Annotated in this window: 14 protein-coding genes; 10 read left to right on the top strand and 4 right to left on the bottom strand. The window is 75.3% G+C overall.

Going from position 1 to position 17,476, the window contains the following annotated elements:
- Positions 1-8 precede the first annotated feature (8 nt).
- Genes ACFV20_RS14685 through ACFV20_RS14700 form a run of 4 tightly spaced genes read left to right on the top strand, consistent with a single transcriptional unit; the run spans position 9 to position 2,530 of the window.
- Positions 9-914 (top strand): hypothetical protein, encoded by a 906-nt coding sequence (locus ACFV20_RS14685; RefSeq protein ID WP_385656458.1) that lies wholly within the window; start codon positions 9-11, stop codon positions 912-914.
- Complete coding sequence (locus ACFV20_RS14690) at positions 911-1,132, top strand: Trm112 family protein (RefSeq protein ID WP_385656227.1); 222 nt, start codon at positions 911-913, stop codon at positions 1,130-1,132. Before ACFV20_RS14685 ends, ACFV20_RS14690 begins: the two co-directional genes overlap by 4 nt.
- The gene (locus ACFV20_RS14695) at positions 1,129-1,956 is read left to right on the top strand and encodes an FkbM family methyltransferase (protein ID WP_385656229.1); all 828 of its coding nucleotides are present in this window, start codon (positions 1,129-1,131) and stop codon (positions 1,954-1,956) included. Before ACFV20_RS14690 ends, ACFV20_RS14695 begins: the two co-directional genes overlap by 4 nt.
- A complete protein-coding gene (locus ACFV20_RS14700) occupies positions 1,922-2,530 on the top strand; it encodes a hypothetical protein (RefSeq protein WP_385656231.1) in 609 nt (202 codons plus the stop codon). The genes ACFV20_RS14695 and ACFV20_RS14700 overlap by 35 nt, the downstream gene beginning before the upstream one ends.
- On the opposite strand, the gene ACFV20_RS14705 is transcribed toward ACFV20_RS14700, so the two are convergent.
- The 4 genes from ACFV20_RS14705 to ACFV20_RS14720 all read right to left on the bottom strand — a co-directional run bounded on the left by ACFV20_RS14705 (position 2,521) and on the right by ACFV20_RS14720 (position 6,660).
- Positions 2,521-3,267, bottom strand: a complete 747-nt coding sequence (locus tag ACFV20_RS14705; protein ID WP_385656232.1) for a hypothetical protein — start codon at positions 3,265-3,267, stop codon at positions 2,521-2,523. The genes ACFV20_RS14700 and ACFV20_RS14705 overlap by 10 nt on opposite strands.
- A gap of 41 nt (positions 3,268-3,308) precedes the next feature.
- On the bottom strand, positions 3,309-4,145 hold the full coding sequence (locus tag ACFV20_RS14710) for a hypothetical protein (RefSeq protein ID WP_385656234.1): 837 nt from the start codon (positions 4,143-4,145) through the stop codon (positions 3,309-3,311).
- Between the two features lie 199 nt (positions 4,146-4,344).
- Positions 4,345-5,715, bottom strand: coding sequence for an MFS transporter (locus ACFV20_RS14715; protein ID WP_385656235.1), 1,371 nt, complete (start codon positions 5,713-5,715; stop codon positions 4,345-4,347).
- A gap of 66 nt (positions 5,716-5,781) precedes the next feature.
- Entirely contained in the window at positions 5,782-6,660 is an 879-nt protein-coding gene (locus ACFV20_RS14720; RefSeq protein WP_385656237.1) for a RimK family alpha-L-glutamate ligase, read from the bottom strand.
- 335 nt (positions 6,661-6,995) lie between these two features.
- On the opposite strand from ACFV20_RS14720, the gene ACFV20_RS14725 reads away from it, so the two are divergent.
- From ACFV20_RS14725 to ACFV20_RS14750, 6 genes are all read left to right on the top strand, one after another.
- Positions 6,996-8,501, top strand: a complete 1,506-nt coding sequence (locus ACFV20_RS14725; protein ID WP_385656238.1) for an acyl-CoA synthetase — start codon at positions 6,996-6,998, stop codon at positions 8,499-8,501.
- Positions 8,494-9,858, top strand: a complete 1,365-nt coding sequence (locus ACFV20_RS14730; protein WP_385656240.1) for a carboxyl transferase domain-containing protein — start codon at positions 8,494-8,496, stop codon at positions 9,856-9,858. The genes ACFV20_RS14725 and ACFV20_RS14730 overlap by 8 nt, the downstream gene beginning before the upstream one ends.
- A gap of 80 nt (positions 9,859-9,938) precedes the next feature.
- The gene (locus ACFV20_RS14735) at positions 9,939-10,277 is read left to right on the top strand and encodes a CU044_2847 family protein (protein WP_385656242.1); all 339 of its coding nucleotides are present in this window, start codon (positions 9,939-9,941) and stop codon (positions 10,275-10,277) included.
- On the top strand, positions 10,274-11,962 hold the full coding sequence (locus tag ACFV20_RS14740) for a trypsin-like peptidase domain-containing protein (RefSeq protein WP_385656244.1): 1,689 nt from the start codon (positions 10,274-10,276) through the stop codon (positions 11,960-11,962). Before ACFV20_RS14735 ends, ACFV20_RS14740 begins: the two co-directional genes overlap by 4 nt.
- A gap of 78 nt (positions 11,963-12,040) precedes the next feature.
- A complete protein-coding gene (locus ACFV20_RS14745) occupies positions 12,041-13,048 on the top strand; it encodes an AAA family ATPase (protein ID WP_385656246.1) in 1,008 nt (335 codons plus the stop codon).
- Entirely contained in the window at positions 13,038-17,432 is a 4,395-nt protein-coding gene (locus ACFV20_RS14750; RefSeq protein ID WP_385656247.1) for an SAV_2336 N-terminal domain-related protein, read from the top strand. The genes ACFV20_RS14745 and ACFV20_RS14750 overlap by 11 nt, the downstream gene beginning before the upstream one ends.
- Positions 17,433-17,476: the final 44 nt, after the last annotated feature.

Consider the following 17,476-nt stretch of genomic DNA (forward strand, 5'->3'; position numbering starts at 1 on the left):
GGTGGGGAGTGGCCGCGGCCCTGCTGGCGAACACCCTGTACAGCCTGGGCTTCGTGCTGGAGAAACGTGCCCTCACCGCTCTGCCCGAGGTGACGGTCCGCCGGCCGGCCCGGCTGCTGCGCCTGGTCCTCTCCAACCCCCTGTGGATCGGCGGGTCCCTCGCCCTCGCGGCCGGTTTCGCCGCGCAGCTCGTGGTCTACCGCACCCTGCCGATCGCCGCGGCGCAGGGCATCTTCGTCTCCGGCCTGGTGCTGCTGGTGCTGCTGTCGGCGCGGCTGCTCGGCGAGGAGACGTCGGGCCGGGAGCGGTACGCGCTGGGCGCGATCCTGCTGGCGCTGCTGATGGTGGTGCTGTCGCTGCGCGAGGGCACCGACACCGTCGGCCAGGACGCGCCCTACCCGCTGATCCTGCTCGTGTGCGTGCCGTCACTGGCCGCCGGGGTGTGGCTGTACGGCTCCGCCGAGCGGCGGGCCCGCAACCGGCACCGGCGCCCGACGACCGGCGTCGAGTACGGCGTGGCCGTGGGCCTGCTGTACGGGGTCAGCTCGCTGGCCATCAAGGGCGTCGCCGGCCGTCTGACGACCGACGGGGTCGGCGGCGCGGTGCTGGGCCTGCTGGCCTCCCCCTATCCGTATCTCCTGCTGTTCACCGGCGTGTTCGGCCTGGTGATGTCCCAGGCGGCGCTGCAGCGCTGCCGGGCCTCGCTGATCGTGCCGGTGTGCACGACCGTGACGTCTCTGTTCACGGCGGTGCTCGGCACGCTGTCGTTCGGCGAGGCCCTGCCGCACGAGCCGCTGCGCCTCGCGCTGCGGGTGGCGGGCACGGCCCTGGCGGTGGCCGTGCTGCTGACCATGCCGAAGCACGACGCTTCTCCCGAACCCTCCCCACCCGCCAAGGAGCCGGCATCCCCATGAAGCCCGACGACCCGCTGCTGAAGATCCTGGCCTGCCCGATCGACAAGGGCCCGCTGCACCTGCTGGCCGAGGAGGACGGGCAGGAGGAGGCGCTGTACAACCCGCGCCTGCACCGCCGTTACCCGATCGCCGACGGCATTCCGCAGCTGCTGCCGTCGTCGGGCGAGCAGGTGCCGGACGACGAACACGAGGAACTCCTCAAGAGGATGGCCCGGTGACCGGCCTGGCGGCCCGGGTCGCCCCTCTGCTGCCCACCCGCCTGGTGGCCGCGGCGGCCCGGGCGCTGTACCCGCGGTTCGAACCGGAGCTGGCCCGGCTCACCGAGCTGTGCCCGCCCCACTGCCGCACGGCCGTGGACGTGGGCGGCTGGTACGGGCCCTGGACGCACCGTCTGTCCGGCCTCGCCGAGCAGGTCGTGACGATCGAGCCGGTGCCCCATCTGGCGCGGCTGCTGACCGCCGCCGCGCCGTCCAACGTCCGCGTGGTCCGTGCGGCGGCCTCGGACCGGCCGGGCATCGCCCGCCTGTGGCTGCCACCGGACGACTCCGGCGACCGGGGTGTGTCGTCGCTGGTCCGGCGCGACATCCACGCCCGCGCCCTGGACGTCCCCTGCGTCACGCTGGACGAGCTGGGGCTGCGCGACGTCGGCTTCATCAAGATCGACGTGGACGGCAACGAGCCCGCGGTGCTGCGCGGGGCGACGGGCCTGCTCGCCCGGGACCGCCCGGCCCTGTTCGTGGAACTGGAGTCCCGCATCCAGCCGATCGCGCCGGTGGTGACCTACCTGGCCCTGCTCGGCTACGACGGCTGGGTCCTGCCCGGCGACGCCTGGGTGCCGCTCGCGAAGTTCCCGCTGGAGGACCACCAGGCCCGCGTGTCCTACGTCGTCTCCCACGGCCTGCTCCGCCGGGTCCTGCCCTCCCCCGCCCTGCGGGGCCCGCGCTACGTCAACTCCGTCCTGTTCCTGCCCGACGGCCGCCGCCCCGGCAGGGCACCGGTGGGCGACGATGGGTCCCATGCCCTCCGGAAAGCCCCCCGCTAGCCCCTTCACCCCCCTCGACTTCCAGCTGGTGCTGCTGCGCCGCATGGCCGACCACAACCCCGGCCTGGTGGAGGACGCCCGCCATGAGCTGGGGGTGTCCATCGCCGAGATGCGCGAGGCGAACCGGCGCTGGCAGGCGATGGTCCGCTCCCCGCACTCCCGCGCACCCCTGTCCCGCTACCGCTCGGTGCTGGGCGAACCCGAGTCCCGGACGCCCCGCCGGATCGGCGACCTCGACTGCGAGGCCTGGCTGTGGCCCGTGCCCCTGTGGCCCACCCTGCGCTTCGAGGTGCTGACCGCCCCGAACCGCGCCGTGTGGAACGAGTGGCTGGTCCGCGCGCCGGGCGCGAAGGGCCCCGAGCTGCGCACCCTGGACGACCTGGCCCCCTGGTCCTGCACGGTCGACGAGGTGGCCCGCGCCTTCGCCCCCGCCCGCCCCCTGGAGGGCACGGCACCGACCCGCTGGGGGCTGGCGTTCACCGCGCCCGACGCCGGGGGCGTCCGGCGGGAGGCCGTCGCCGAGTTCACCTGGGGGCTGGTGCAGCGCGTGGCCGTCACCGGCACTCAGGACTGAGGGGCACCGACCCGGTCCAGGGCCGGCAGGAACTGGTCGTAGAAGGCGGCCTTGAGGCGCAGGGCCCGCTCCTCCGTCTCGCGGAAGGCCTCGGCTCCGCCCGGCCGGGCCAGGAGGTCGCTGATGCGGGTGGCCAGGCGGTCGGAGTGGGTGGCCGACAGCAGCGAGACGCTGGTGAGGGGGTGGGCCTTGGCGTCGTGGACGTAGTGCGGGTAGTAGAAGCGGGAGCGGTTGCGGCCGCCCTCGCCGGTCAGCACCGGTTCCATGCGCCGCCACAGGTGCTCGTACTCCACGGACACCAGGACCTCGCCCCAGAACCGCAGGAACGTGAGCAGCCGCAGGTCGGCGTCGGCGTGGCTTCCCGCGTCGGCGATCAGCGCGAAGGCGTCCTCGACGGCCCGCCGGGTGGCCTCGGTCGGCCGGGACGCGACCAGCTCCTCGCGGGTGATGCCCAGCTGGAGCAGGTCCTCCTTCATGTCCTCGCGGTGCGAGCGGGTGTGGCCGCGGCCGTCGGGGTACTCCTCGCGCAGGATGGCCCGGGCGATCCGCAGGCCGGCCTCGTCGGTCAGCAGGTCGATCGCCAGGTCGTAGGAGGGTGTGAAGGCCAGGGAGACGAAACGCCGCTGGAGGAGCAGCGCGGCGAAGTCGTCCGGCGCCAGCCGTCCGGTGCCGGCCAGCACGGGATGCTGCCGGAACCGCTCGATCAGCCCGTCCTCGAAGACGTCCAGGTCTTCCATGTGCGTACCCCTTTCCGAGGGTCACGGGTGGTGCCGGTGGCTCACCGGCCGGTGTCGACGGACCTGCGCCAGTCGTCCAGATCCACGTCGCGGCCGATGCTCCACAGGGTGTCCAGTTCCTCCTGGATCTCCCCGCCCATCACGGTGTCACTGCCCTCGATCTCCAACTGGGTCGAGTCGATGGCGAGTTGGCCGTGCAGGAAGGAGCTGACCAGATAGTGTTCGTCGGCCTTGTACACGGCGATCGACGGCAGCGCCTGGTAGACGCGCACCTGCAACCGCGCCCGGTCGCCGTCGCGCACGCAGCGGAAGAGGGACGCGAGGGTCGACAGACAGCGGGCGACACCGGCCTGGACGTCCTCCTCCAGGGCCGGGTCGCGCAGGCCGCGCAGCGCCTCGTTGCGCAGGTCCGCGACCGGGGAGGACGGATGCAGCAGCAGGACCCGCACGCTGACCCTGCGGTCGGCGATGGCCTGTTTCAGCGCCGACTCGAAGCGGTGCACGTTGGGGATCCAGGTCTGCAGGATGGTGACCTCGCGCTCGGCGCTGTTCAGGAAGCCTTCGAAGGCCTCCTCGGGAAAACGCCGGTGCACCCGCACCACACCGCCGTAGTGCTCGCGCTTGCGGTCGCGTGCGAGGGCGTCGATGTCCAGCTTGGACAGCTGGGTGCTGATGTTGTCCAGCGCCTTCAGCCGGTCGATCTCGAACAGCAGGAACAGGGTGACGGTGCTGAGGATCAGCAGCGTGAGCTTCGGGACGGTGTCGCTCGCCAGGCCGTCGAGCAGGTCGAGTTGGTCGGCGAGGGTGACGACGATGCCGACCGCGGCGGTGAGGCCCAGCACGATGCGCTCGGTCCAGTAGCGAAAGGTGCTCCCCATGCCCACTCCCCCGTGCGGCTCGACGACGTCGGCGATGACCGTACCTCGCGACTTTGGGCCAAGTGGGGGATATGCGCCAGTAGTTCGCCCGGATACGTGAGCACCGGACACCGAGACCGGAGCAGCGGGGCCACGACGGGCATCGACGAACCGCCACCGCCCCCGCGCCGGCCGGACCAACGGACGACAACCGCTCGCCTCAACCGCTGCCCCCGCGCCCGGCCGCTCTCGGTACGCACCTCCACGCGAGGGCCGCCGCCGCCAGATACGCGGCGGCCCCGATGCCCATGCTGATCCGGATGCCGGTGCCGTAGGTCGTGGCCGAGGCGAGGAGGCTGCCGCCGAGCGCGACGCCGGTGGCGCTGCCGATCTGGCGGGTGGTGTTGAACAGGGCGGAGGCGGCGCCCGAGTAGGACGGGGGCGCGGCGCCCATCACGGTGGCGGTCGAGCCGGTGAGGGCGAAGGACGTGCCGAAGCCGGCGGCCATCATCGGCAGCACCAGGAGCCCGTAGGCGGGGTCGGGGCCCGCCGCGGCCCAGCCGGCCAGGCCCAGTGCGGCGAGGAGCATGCCCGAGACGACCAGGGGGCGGTGGCCGGTGCGGCGGGACAGCCGGCCGGACAGGACCGAGGCGAACATGGTCATGGCCACCGCGGGGAACAGCGCGAGTCCGGTACCGAGGGCGCTGTAGCCGCGCTGGTGCTGGAACTCCAGGCTGGCGGTGAACACCATGCCGTAGAAGCCGAAGTTGAACAGCAGGCCGATGGTGGCGCCGCCGCCCAGGGCGCGTGAGCGCAGCAGGCCCAGCGGGAGGGCCGGGGACCGGGCCAGCCGCTCGCGCAGGGCGAAGGCGGCGACGGCCAGTGCGGCCAGGCCGAGTCCGGCGAGCACGGCCGGGTCGGACCAGCCGCGCCGCCCGGCCTCGTTGAGCGCAGCGGTCAGCAGAGCCACCGCGGCGACGACCGCGACCTGCGCGGGCAGGTCCAGGGCCCGGTCGGCGCGGCGCGGCGAGCGGGCCACGTGCCGCAGGGTGAGCGCCAGGCAGGCCGCGCCGACGGGCAGGTTGATGAGGAACACCCAGCGCCAGCCCACGGTGGAGACCAGCAGTCCGCCCAGCAGCGGACCGGCGGAGGCCGCGATGCCCGCCATCGAACCCCACAGCCCGAAGGCCCGCGCGCGCAGCTCCGGCTCCGGGTAGGCCTGTTGGAGCAGGGCCAGCGACCCGGGCACGATCAGCGCCGCGCCGAGTCCCTCCACCAGCCGGGCCACGACCAGGAAGGCCGCGCCGGGCGCCAGCGCGCAGGCCGCGGACGACGCGGTGAACACCGCCACGCCCCAGCAGAAGACCCGCCGGTTGCCCAGCCGGTCCCCCAGCGCCCCGCCCGTCAGCAGGAACCCGGCGAAGACGAGCGTGTAGCCGTCGGTGATCCACTGGATGCCGGTGAGTGAGGCCGACAGCTCCCGCCCGACCACCGGCACCGCGACGTTGATGACCGTCACGTCCAGGATCACCATGAAGTACCCGGCACACACCGCCAGCAGCGGTGCCCAGGACCGTCGTGCGGAGGGCATGACCCCAGCAGTACACCAAAAGCCGCATCACGGGACGCCGGCGGACGTGTGCCCCGCGCGTCGTGCTCAGCCGGCGGCGGCCAGCACCGCCTCCACCACCCGGGGCACCGAGTCCGGGTGCAGGTCGAGGAACAGGTTCGGTTCGATCAGCTCCAGCTCCATGACACACGGCTCGCCGTCCGGGCCGGTGACCAGGTCCACGCGCGCGTACAGCAGCTCCGCGTCGCCGGGCACGGCGGCCAGCGCCCGCTCGGCGACGTCCAGTTCGGCGGGGGTCGGCTGCCACGGGCGGATGCCGGGGTGGGCGATCTTGTCGGCGTCGTACGGGGTGCCCGGCGTGAGGACGGCGCCCTTGACGCCGGCGTGCAGCAGGCGCCCGCCGAAGAACTGCACGGCCCGCTCGCCGTGCGTGTCGATGCTGCTCAGGTAGGGCTGCACCAGGACGGTGAACCCCTCGGCGTGCAGACGCTCGGCCTGCCGCAGGGCGGCGTCGCGCTCCCCGGCCGGGTAGCGGGCGGCGTACCGGGCTCCGGCCCCCGACGCGGGCTTCACCACGTACGCGATGTCGGAGGGCAGCTCGACGGGGTCGCCGGGCGCGAAGTACCGGGTGGGCACGGTGGGCACCCCGGCCTCGGCGAGCTGCCCGAGGTAGCGCTTGTCGGCGTTCCACCGCACGACGGCGAGCGGATTGGCGAGCCGCGTCGCCCGTGCGCACCGCTCGGCCCACGCCGTGAACTCCCCGGCGCGCCAGCTGTAGTCCCAGGTGGACCGCAGGAGAGCGAGATCGAACCCGGCCCAGTCCGCGTCCGGCTCGTCCCAGGCGACGGCGAGAGCGTCGGCCCCGGCCTCCCGCAGCGCGTCCACGAGCACCGGCAGATCGCGATCCTTGTGCTCCTCGCCGCGGGGGTCGTAGGTGACGACGGCGATGCGCGGGGTGCCGGCCACGGCCACTCCCTCTTCGTACGGACGATCGACGAGATGTCGTCGCAGGCTAACAACCCCATCGGGAACCGCGACACCCTGTGTGACCTTCACCTTCGGTGCGGCGGTGAACCCGGCGGGCGGCCCGGACGCCGGGACGGCGTCAGCCGTGCGGCCGGGGACGGGGAGGAGACATCGGTGCCCCGCACATCGACCGCGAGCGTTTCTTCCGGCGGCTGGTGGTGTACGGAGGGATTGTGGTGGCTGTCGTACCGGCGGCCGACCGGGTGGGGACGACCAGGCCGCACCCGGGCCGCCGCCCACGGCAGCAGCAGGCAACAGTCAAGGAGACGTGACGCGTGCCCCCTCTCTTCCCGGCCCTGACCGACAGCACGGCCGACAGCACGGCCGACAGCCGGGCCGGCAGCGCGGCCGACAGCCCGGCCGGCAGCGTGGCCGACCGTCCGGCCCTCCGGTTCGGTGAGCGCTCCCTCACCTACGCGCAGCTCGCCGCCGCGGCCGGTGCGCTCACGGGCCGCATCGGCGGTGCCTCTCGGGTCGCCGTCTGGGCGACGCCCACGATGGAGACGGCCGTCGCCGTGGTCGCCGCGCTCCTGGCCGGGGTACCGGCCGTGCCGCTCAATCCCAAGTCGGGCGAGAGGGAACTCGGGCACATCCTGTCCGACAGCGCGCCCGGGCTCGTGCTCACCGCTCCCGACGACCTGCTCCCCGCGCCCCTGCGGGACCTCCCGCGTGTGGACGTCGACGTGGACGCCACCGGCCCGGCCCCCGAGGAGCGCGCCGCGGACGAGGATCCGGCCCTGATCGTCTACACCTCCGGCACCACCGGCCCGCCCAAGGGCGCCGTCATCCCGCGCCGGGCCGTCGCGAGCACCCTGGACGCGCTGGCCGACGCCTGGCGGTGGACCGGCGACGACGTCCTCGTCCACGCACTGCCGCTGTTCCACGTGCACGGCCTGGTCCTGGGCGTCCTCGGCCCGCTGCGGCGCGGCGGCTCGGTGCGGCACCTGGGCCGCTTCAGCACCCAGGGCGTCGCCCGCGAGCTGAACACCGGGGCGACCATGCTGTTCGGCGTGCCGACGATGTACCACCGCATCGCCGAGGCCGTGACGAGCGACCCGGAGCTGGTGAAGGCGCTGACCGGGGCGCGGCTGCTGGTCTCCGGTTCCGCCGCGCTGCCGGTGCACGACCACGGCCGGATCGCGACCTCGACCGGACGGCGGGTGATCGAGCGGTACGGCATGACGGAGACGCTGATGAACACCGCCGTCCGCGCCGACGGCGAGGCCCGCCCGGGTACGGTCGGCGTGCCCCTGCCGGGGGTGGAGCTGCGGCTGGTCGAGGACGACGGCACGCCGATCACCGCGTACGACGGGGAGACGGTGGGTGAGATCCAGGTGCGCGGGCCGAACCTGTTCACCGAGTACCTCAACCGCCCCGACGCCACCGCCGCCGCGTTCACCCCCGACGGCTTCTTCCGCACCGGCGACATGGCGGTGCGCGACCCCGACGGCTACGTCCGGATCGTCGGCCGCAAGGCCACCGACCTGATCAAGAGCGGCGGTTACAAGATCGGAGCCGGTGAGATCGAGAACGCGCTCCTCGAACACCCGGGGGTGCGGGAGGCGGCCGTCACCGGGGAGCCGGACGCCGACCTGGGCGAGCGGATCGTGGCGTGGATCGTGCCGGCCGATCCCCAGGCGCCGCCCCAGCTGGACGAGCTGGCCGGCCACGTCGCCGAGCGCCTCGCCCCGCACAAGCGGCCCCGGGTCGTCCACCATCTCGACGCCCTGCCCCGCAACGACATGGGGAAGATCATGAAGCGGGCGCTGCCCCATGACTGAGCCCCGGTCCTCCCGCACGGCCGAGCCCCGGTCCGCCCGCGCGGTCCTCACCGCCCTCGCCGACGACGCCACCTTCGCCGAACTCCCCGCCCCGGAGCGGAATTGCAGGCCCGACGGCCCGCTCGCCTGGCCCGGCTACGACGCCTCCCGCGCCCGTGCCGTCGAACGCACCGGCGAGCAGGAGTCCGTGGTGTGCGGGACCGCCCGCGTCGGCGGCACCCGGGCCGTGCTGATCGCGTTCGAGTTCGGTTTCCTCGGCGGCTCCCTGGGCGAGCGCACCGGCGACCGGCTGGAGGCGGCGTACACCTACGCCCGCGAACGCCGCTTCCCGGTGGTGCCGTTGGTGGCCACGGGCGGCAGCCGCATGCAGGAGGGCATGCTCGCGCTGTCCCAACTCCAGCGGGTGGCACGCCAGTCGGCGCTCACCCGGGAGGCCGGCCTGGCGCAGGTGGCCGTCCTGCGCGACCCGACGACCGGGGGCGGCTGGGCCACCCTGGGCGCGGGCGCCGACGTGACGCTCGCACTGCCCGGAGCCCAGGTGGGCTTCGCCGGCTCCCGGGTGCGGCCGGCCGGCGCCGACCCGGCGGCGTACACGGCGGAGGCGCAGGTCGCGGCGGGCGCGGCGGACGCGCTCGTACGGCCCGGGGAGCTGCGCGAGACGCTGGGGCGCTGGCTGCGGCTGCTGACGTGCCCGTCCACCACGCCCGCCCCGCCGCCCGAGCCGCTCGGCGGGTCCGCGGACCTGCCCGCCACGGGCTGGGACGCCGTCCGCCGCGCCCGGTCCCCGCGGCGGCCGCGCGCCGCCGCCTACCTGGACGCCTACTTCACCGACCGGGCCGCGATCAGCGGCGACCGCTGCGGCGGCACGGACCCGGACGGCATGCTGTGCGGCTTCGGCATGCACGAGGGCCGCACGGTCGCGTACGCCGCGCAGACCGGGACCGCCACCCGCCCCGCCGGGTTCCGCACCGCCGCCCGGCTGATCCGCCTGGCGGACCGGCTCGGCATCCCTGTACTGACCCTCGTGGACACCCCGGGCGCGGCCAACGACGCGGAGGCGGAACGGCAGGGCGCGGGCCCGGCGATCGCCGACCTGTTCGCCGCGGTCGCGGGCGCCCGCACCCCGGTGACCACCCTGGTGATCGGCGAGGGCGGCTCCGGGGGCGCCCTGGCCCTGGCGGCCCCCGGCAACACCTGGGCCACACCCGACAGCTACTTCTCCGTGATCGCGCCGGAACTCGCCGCGGCCATCCTCAAACGCCCCCCGCGCGAAGTGGAGACGACGGCGGACCAGCTCCGCATCCGGCCGCAGGACCTGGTGGAGCTGGGGGTGATCCGGGGGACCGTGGGACCCTGAGGTATCGGTGGCTGCCTCACGCGGCATCAAGTACCGTCCGTCACAACGGGAATGCCGGGTGCGACGACGACGGGGGTGCCGTGGACGGGTTGGTCGAGTTCAGAACCGGTGACGGTGCGGTGGTCACGGTCGAGGCGGCCGAGGAGCACCTCGGCTCCCGCCCGGTCTCCCGGGGCGACGGCACGGTCCGGGCGACCCGCACGTTCGAGGGTGCCCTGGACGGGGTGCGGGCGGCCGCCGAGTCCGCGCTGCGGGTGTTCCGCGACGGGTCCCTGAAACCGGACGGCGTGGAGATCGAATTCGGGGTCAAACTGGCCGCCGAGACAGGCGCGTTCATCGCCAAGGGCACCGCCGAGGGCCACCTGGTGGTCAGACTGACCTGGTCCCCGGCCGACGCGGAGGCAAGCCCGGCCCCATGAACAGCGCCGAGTGGCACGCGCGGATCGAGTTACGGGGCCGGGTGGCCGGAGCGGGCTTCCTCGTCGCGCCCCGTACGGTGCTGACGTGCGCCCATGTGGTGGACGACGGCGAGGATCCGGTGGTGAGCTTCACCGAGCTGCCGGGCACGCCGCCCGTGCCCGCCCGGGTCGTCGCCCACGGCGGCTGGAGCGGCGGCGCCGCCGACCCCGGTGACCTCGCCGTACTGGAACTGGACCGGGACATGCCGATCGCCCCCGCGGCCCTCGCCCCGGTCGACACCGCCCACGGCACACCGCCGCGCAAACTGGTCGTCCACGGCTACCCGGTCGGCTTCGACGAGGGCACCCTCGCTGAATTCCGCGTCACCGCGCCGCAGTTGATCCGACAGGAGTGGCTCCAGCTGGAGGCCTGGCACGCCGGCGGGCAGCCGCTGGCCCCCGGCTTCAGCGGAGCCGCGGTCAGGCTGGCCGACACCGGCGAGGTCATCGGCATGGTCACGTCGGCGGCCGGCGCCCGGGACGTGCGCACCGGCCGGATGATGCCCACCGAGGTCATGGCCCGCTACTGGCCCGCCCTGCGCGGCCTGGTGCCCACCTCCGACCACACCACCGCCGACCGGGCCCGGCTGCGCGCTCTGGTGGAGAGGGCGGCCCGCGCGGGCGTCGACTGCGATCCGGTGCGGCTGTACCGCGCGGCGGCCGACCCGTTCGATCCGCCGGCGCCCGAGGAGGGCTTCGACTCGCTGTGGTCGGCGGCCCTGTTCGTGCTGTGCGAGCTCGACGGCCCGGGCGCCGCACGGACCGTCGCCCGGTTCGCCGACCGGCTCGAAGCGCTGCTGCACACGCCCGCCGTGACGCCCGCGGCGCCCGACTGGTCACCGATCCTCGTCGAGCTCGGCCACAGCGGGGCGGGCGACGGACTGGTCCGTGTCGAGGTGTCCGCGTACAGCGAGGGGCGGCGGCACCCGGTCGACTCCGGCACCGTGGAGCAGCACGGGCTGTCCGCGTACGTGCGGGACCGCATCGAGACGGCGTTCCGGTACCTGACGCCCGGGGCCGACGAGCTGGTGGCGTTCGCACTGCCCCGGGACTGGCTGGACTGGCCCGTCGACCGCTGGGAGAGCGCCCCGGACGACACCACCCCCCTCGGCTGCCTCTATCCGCTGGTCGTCACCGACCACGCCCGGCGCAAGGCCAGTACCCGGCACGTGCTGACCCGGGCCTGGAAACGGCTCGACGCCTTCCCGGGCGCGCGGCTGCACCGCGTGGAGTGCGGCGGCCCGGAGGAGCCCGGGCGGCTCCGGCTGCGGCTGCGGCGGCCCGACGCCTGCCTCGCCGGGTTCGGCACCGCCCCGGCCGCCTCCCACACCCGGCAGCACTTCGACGTCTCGCTCACCGCGCCGGCCCCGGTGATCGTCTGGTCGCGCGGCGGCTGCGGCTCCGGGCGGGAGGAGTGCGCCGGGACGGACGGCTGCACGGGCAAGGCCTTCCTCGACGCGCTCGACGCGTGCGTGGCGGCCGTGCCCCCGGCCGAACTGCCGCGTCACATCCTGGCATTGCGCGAGGAGGCTCACGCGGAGGAGGACCACTGGGCGCGCGGCATCCAGCTGCTGTGGGACGACCCGCGGGTCTTCGCCGACCCGCACGCCGTCACCGCCGCGCACGCGGGGTCGCCGGTGTCCTGACCCTGCCCGGGGCCGCCGGACAGCGGCCCGACGCCCCCTGACACAGCCGCACGCAACGGAAAGCGGAGAGCAACCCCCATGCCGCACTGGTCCGTCTACACCGGCGACCACGAGCCGCACGACGGCATCGACGACCTCCCGGCCCCGCCGCCCTGGCGGGCCTTCGACGGCGGTCCCGCGCTGCCGCCGCCGCACGAGGGCGACGACACCTCGGCCGTCTCCCCGGACCGGGTGCACCGGGCGAAGTCGTACGTCGCCACCCCGGAGACCGTCCGGCTCGTCAACGCGGCACTCGTGCTGCGCCGGCCGCTGCTGGTCACCGGCCCGCCCGGCACCGGCAAGTCCTCGCTGGCCTACGCGGTCGCCCGCGAGCTGCGGCTCGGCCCGGTGCTGCGCTGGAACATCACCAGCCGCAGCACCCTCGCCGACGGCCTCTACCAGTACGACCCGCTGTCCCGGCTGTACGCGGCCCGGGAGGGGCTCGACCGGCCCGGCGGTGTCGAGGACCATCTGCGCCTGGGCCCGCTCGGCACCGCCCTGCTGCCCTACGACCGGCCGCGCGCGCTGCTCGTCGACGAGATCGACAAGAGCGACCTGGACCTGCCGAACGACCTGCTGAACGTCCTGGAGGAGGGCCAGTACGAGATCCCGGAACTGGTCCGCGCCGCACGTCACTCCCGCGGCGGGGCGGCCGAGGTCCTCGCCGACGGCACGGACACGCCCGTCACCGTCCGGCGTGGCCGGGTCCGCTGCCGGGCGTTCCCGTTCGTCGTCCTGACCAGCAACGGTGAACGCGAGTTCCCGCCGGCCTTCCTGCGGCGCTGCGTCCGGCTGAAGCTGCGCCGCCCCGACCGCGACCGGCTGACCGACATCGTCCGCGCCCACCTCGACACCCCCGACGGCGACGCGGACCGGCTGATCACCCGCTTCCTGGAACGGGCCTCCGGCGGTGAACTGGCCACCGACCAGCTGCTGAACGCCCTGTACCTGACCGGCGTGGCCGGCCTGGACGCCGACTCCCGCGACGACCTGGCCGAGCAGCTGATGCCCTACCTCAGCGCGTCGGCGGACGGCGATGGCTTCTGACCCGCCCCCGCACCCGTCCTCCCGGCGCACCGCCGAGCCGGCACCACCCCCGGTCCCACCGGTGCCGGCCGGCACCGCGGACCGGCACACCACCACAACCGCCCCCTCCCCCATCGCCCGGCTCGACGCGGTCCTGGTCGCGGCGGGGGCCGAGCCGACGCCGCGTGAGATCGCCGAACTCGTTTGGCTGGCCCAGCAGTTGGGTGCCGAGCGGCGACAGGACGCGACGCCCGGGACACAGGCGCCGGCCGAGGCGCCGGTGCCTGCGGCCGGCCCACGGACCGCGCCTGCCCCGCCCGCACCCGCCGAGGACGCACCCCTCCCCCCGCGTCGGGAGCCGGCCGGGCGCGTGCCGCTGACCCTGCCCGGCCCCCGGTCGCCGGACCATCCCCCGGGCGGCGGCGGAACCCCCGTGCTGGCCCCCGCGCCCCCGATGCTTCCCCACCCCCTCGCGCTGCAGCGCGCCCTGCGTCCGCTGAAGCGCAAGGTGCCCTCCCCGCACGTCCGGGTGCTGGACGAGCGGGCGACGGCCGACCGGATCGCGCGGCTCGGCGCCCACCCCGACGTGTGGATCCCGGTACTGCGCCCGGCCCCCGACCGCTGGCTGCGCCTGAACCTCGTGCACGACACGGGCCCGACCATGCCGGTCTGGCGTCCCCTGGTGAGCGAACTGCACACGGCCCTCGCCCAGTCGGGCATCTTCCGCACGATCACCCTGCACCCGGCCACGCCGGACGGCCACGCCCACCGGGTGCCCGACCCGGACGACGGGCGGACCGTCACGCTCGTCGTCAGCGACTGCATGGGCCCGCAGTGGCGCCCGGGTGAGGCCGGCGACCGCTGGTACCGCACCCTGCGCCACTGGTCCCACCGCATGCCCGTGGGCGTCGTGCAACCCCTGCCCGAACACCTGTGGTCCACGACCGCGCTGCCCGCCGAACCGGGTCTGCTTGCGTCCCCGGCCACGGCGGCACCGTCGGCGGCCCTGTCCTTCACCCCGTACGACCCCGCCGACCCGCCCCCGGAGCGCGCCCTGCCCCTGCCGGTGCTGGAGCCGGGCGCTGCCTGGCTCGCCCACTGGGCGGCCCTGGTCGCCGGCCCGGGCGGCGCCCGCACCCCGGGGGCGGCGGCCTGGCTGCCGCCCGCTCCCGCGCCGCCCGCGGAACCCACCGCGGACGTCGCCGGCTCCTCCCCCGAGGACCTGGTGCTGCGCTTCCGTGCGACCGCGTCCCCGGAGGCCTTCCGGCTGGCCGGGCACCTCGCCCTCGCGGTCCCCTCGGTCCCGGTGATGCGGCTCGTGCAGCGTGCCGTGGAGCGCGACCCGCGCCCCCAGCACCTCGCCGAGGTGATCCTCAGCGGCATGCTCACCGCCGCCCCCGGCCCGCCCGGCTCCTACGCGTTCCGGACCGGCGTACGGGAGTTGCTGCTGCGCTCCCTGCCCCGCACGGCCCGTGGCCGCACCCGGGAGTTCCTCGCGGAGATCGGCGAACTGATCGACGAGCGGGCGGGGCTGGCGGCCGGGGAGTTCCGGGCCCGGGCCCACGGCGGGCAGGACGACGCGGGCCCGGCGTTCGCCACGGTCAGCGAGGAGACCGTGCGGCGGCTGGGCGGACAGGGGGCGCCGGAGCCGTTGTTCGCCGGCCGGTACCGGCTGACCGACACACGCGCGACGCACCCGGCCGTGTGGGAAGCGGTGGACGTCGACACCGGCCGGCGGGTGGTCGTGCGCCCGTACCGCGCCCAGCCCGCGCCGCAGGAGCGGTTCCTGAGCGAGGCCCGCACCCTGGCCGGACTGGAGGACCCGCACGTCGTACGGGTCCTGGACTTCGGTGTGGCGGACGGCAGTCCGTACGTGGTCACCGAGTTCGTGGACGGGCTGACCCTCGCCGAGGTGCTCTCCGGGCTCTCCTTCCGCACGTTCGCCCGCTTGGTGGCCGAGGGGCTGGCCGGACTCGAAGCGCTGCACGGCCGCGGCCTGGTGCGCGGGGAGCGCGGGCCCACGGGTCTGCTGCTGCGTCCCGACGGGACCGTGCTGCTGAGCCGGGTGGCGCTCGGCGAGGAGTCGCGGGACAAGGACCCCGCGTGGGACCTGAGCGAGTTCCGGTGGCTGCTCAAGCAGTTGGCGACGAGTGTGCCGGTGCCCGCCGAGCACCGCGAACTGCTCGACCTGATCGACGGGCGCAGGCTGCCCGCGGCCGCCCGGTACGCCGCCGGCCTCGCCGCGACGGCCCCCTGGCCTCCTCCGCTCGACGTCACCCTGCTCGGTCCCCTGCGCATCAGCCACGGCACCCGGCCCGTGGAGCCTCCCGCCCCCGAGGTCCAGGCGCTGCTGTGCATGCTGCTCCTCTCCCACGGACGCCGTATGACGCACAGCGAGCTGGCCCGGGGCCTGTGGGAGGAGCCGCCGGACGAGCGCCGGGCCGCGGCCCGCATCGAGGACCTCGTCCCCGAGCTGCGCCGGGTCCTGCCCCCCGGCGCCCTGGTCACCCTCCCGAACGCCTACGCCCTGCATGTGCCGGAGGTGCGCGTCGACGCCTTCCACTGCGAGGAACTGCTCGACGACCCGGCGTGCGGCCCCGCCGACGCCGAACGGGCGCTCGACCTCTGGTACGGCCCGGCCCTGGACGGTGTTCCCGGCCCCGCGGCAGCCGCGGCCCGGGACCGTCTGCGAATCCTGAAGGCGAAACTCCGGGCCCTGCACGCCGAACGGGACGAGGCTCGGGAGGCCGCCCCCACCATCACGTTCGAGGCCGACGACCTCACCGGCCGCCCCGAGGCCCGCATCACCCTCGAGTACGCGGTGCACGAGATGCTCTCCCGCGGCGCTCTGGCCCCCCACCGGTACGACGTACGGGTCCGCCCCGACGGCTACGTCGTCCACACCGAACCGGGCACCTTCGTCCTGCCCGTCCTGGTGGCCGTCCTGCGCGGCCTGCCCGAGGTCCTCACCGGGCCGGCGGACCCGCCGCCGCTGACCGTCACCTTCTGGGACCGGCCCACTCCGCCACCGCCCGCGCCGGCCGCACCGGCCGGCATCCGGGTGATCGTCTCCCCGGCCGTGTACGAGCAGTTCGCCGCCAGCTCCGCCGCCCAGGGCCCCCGGCGTCTCCAGCCCCTCTACCGGGACGGCGCCACCGACACCCCGCCCGTCGCCTGGTACTGCCCGCTCACCCCCGCCGCGGCGCCCGAGCCCGCGGCCCGCGACCTGGTGGAGGGGCCTTTCATCACGCACGACCTGCGCCGGCTGGGGATACCGGCACCCGGCCGCACGGCCGTCGTCCACACCCGGCCCGACGGCCCGCTCACCCTCTTCGACCCGGCCCGGCCGCACGGCGGCCGGCCGTCGCGGTCCGTGACGTACTACCGGGTCGACCTGACGACCCATCACTCCCACCAGCGGGTCTCGCTGCCGAGCTCCGGCAAGGGCGCCTTCGCGGCCGCGGTCGAGCTGTCCTGGCACGTGGAAGACCCGGTGGCCTTCGTCCGCGCCGAGGTCACCCGCGTCTCCGAGCAACTGCTCGGCCATCTGCTGGAGGAGGCGGCCCGGATCACCCGCCGGCATCCGCTGCGCCGGGCCGGAGCGGCCCAGCGGGCGGTCAACGCGGGCCTGCGCCACTGGCCCGTGCCGGGGCTGTCGGTGTCGGTGTCGGTGCGGCTGGCCCCGCAGGGCACGGCCCTGCCCGGGCCGCAGACCACGGCCCCGGCGGGGCGCCCGCCGGCGGACCTCCTCGCCGAGGCCGACTGCGTGCTGCTCGGCTTCGACGGCCCCCTGGCCCGGCTGTTCTCGGCGCAGGCGGCGGGCGAGGCGGCGCTCGACCTGCTCGCCCTGGTCGCCGAGCACCGCGACCCCCGGGACGTCCCGACGGCCGCGGTGCGGGAGACGTTCACCCATCCGCTGGACGTGCTGCGGGCCTTCGCCCGGGACCCGCTGGGCCCGCTCCTGCGCGAGCGTCTCGACGCCCTCGAACTGCGCGCGGTCCCGGACGCGCCGACCACGCACAACTCCGTGCCGCTGGTGCGCGCCCTGCACGCCTCCGGCCGCCGCGTCAGCGTCGTCTCGGACGTCAGCGCCCCGGCCGTCCACCGCTACCTCGCCCCGTACAGCCTTCCCCTGGCCGGCATCCACGCCCGCGGCAGCGACCTCTCCCTGCTCACCCCGCACCCCGACTGCCTGCTGCGCGCCGTGCACGCCTGCGCCGGCGACGCCGCGACGGGCGTCCTCATCGGCTCCACGGTGGCCGAACTGACCGCTGCCCAGCAGGCGGGGCTGCGCTTCGTCGGCCTCGCCCGGAACACCACCGCCGGCCGGCTGCTCGAAGAGGCGGGCTGCGAGACGACCGTCGGCTCCCTGGCTCCGGTCCTGGAGGCCGCCCGCTCCCTGTAGTACGGCCCGAACCCCCCGTTCGGCGGCGCCCCGCCCGGCCCCCT

This window comes from Streptomyces sp. NPDC059696, assembly GCF_042733745.1.
GTDB lineage: Bacteria > Actinomycetota > Actinomycetes > Streptomycetales > Streptomycetaceae > Streptomyces.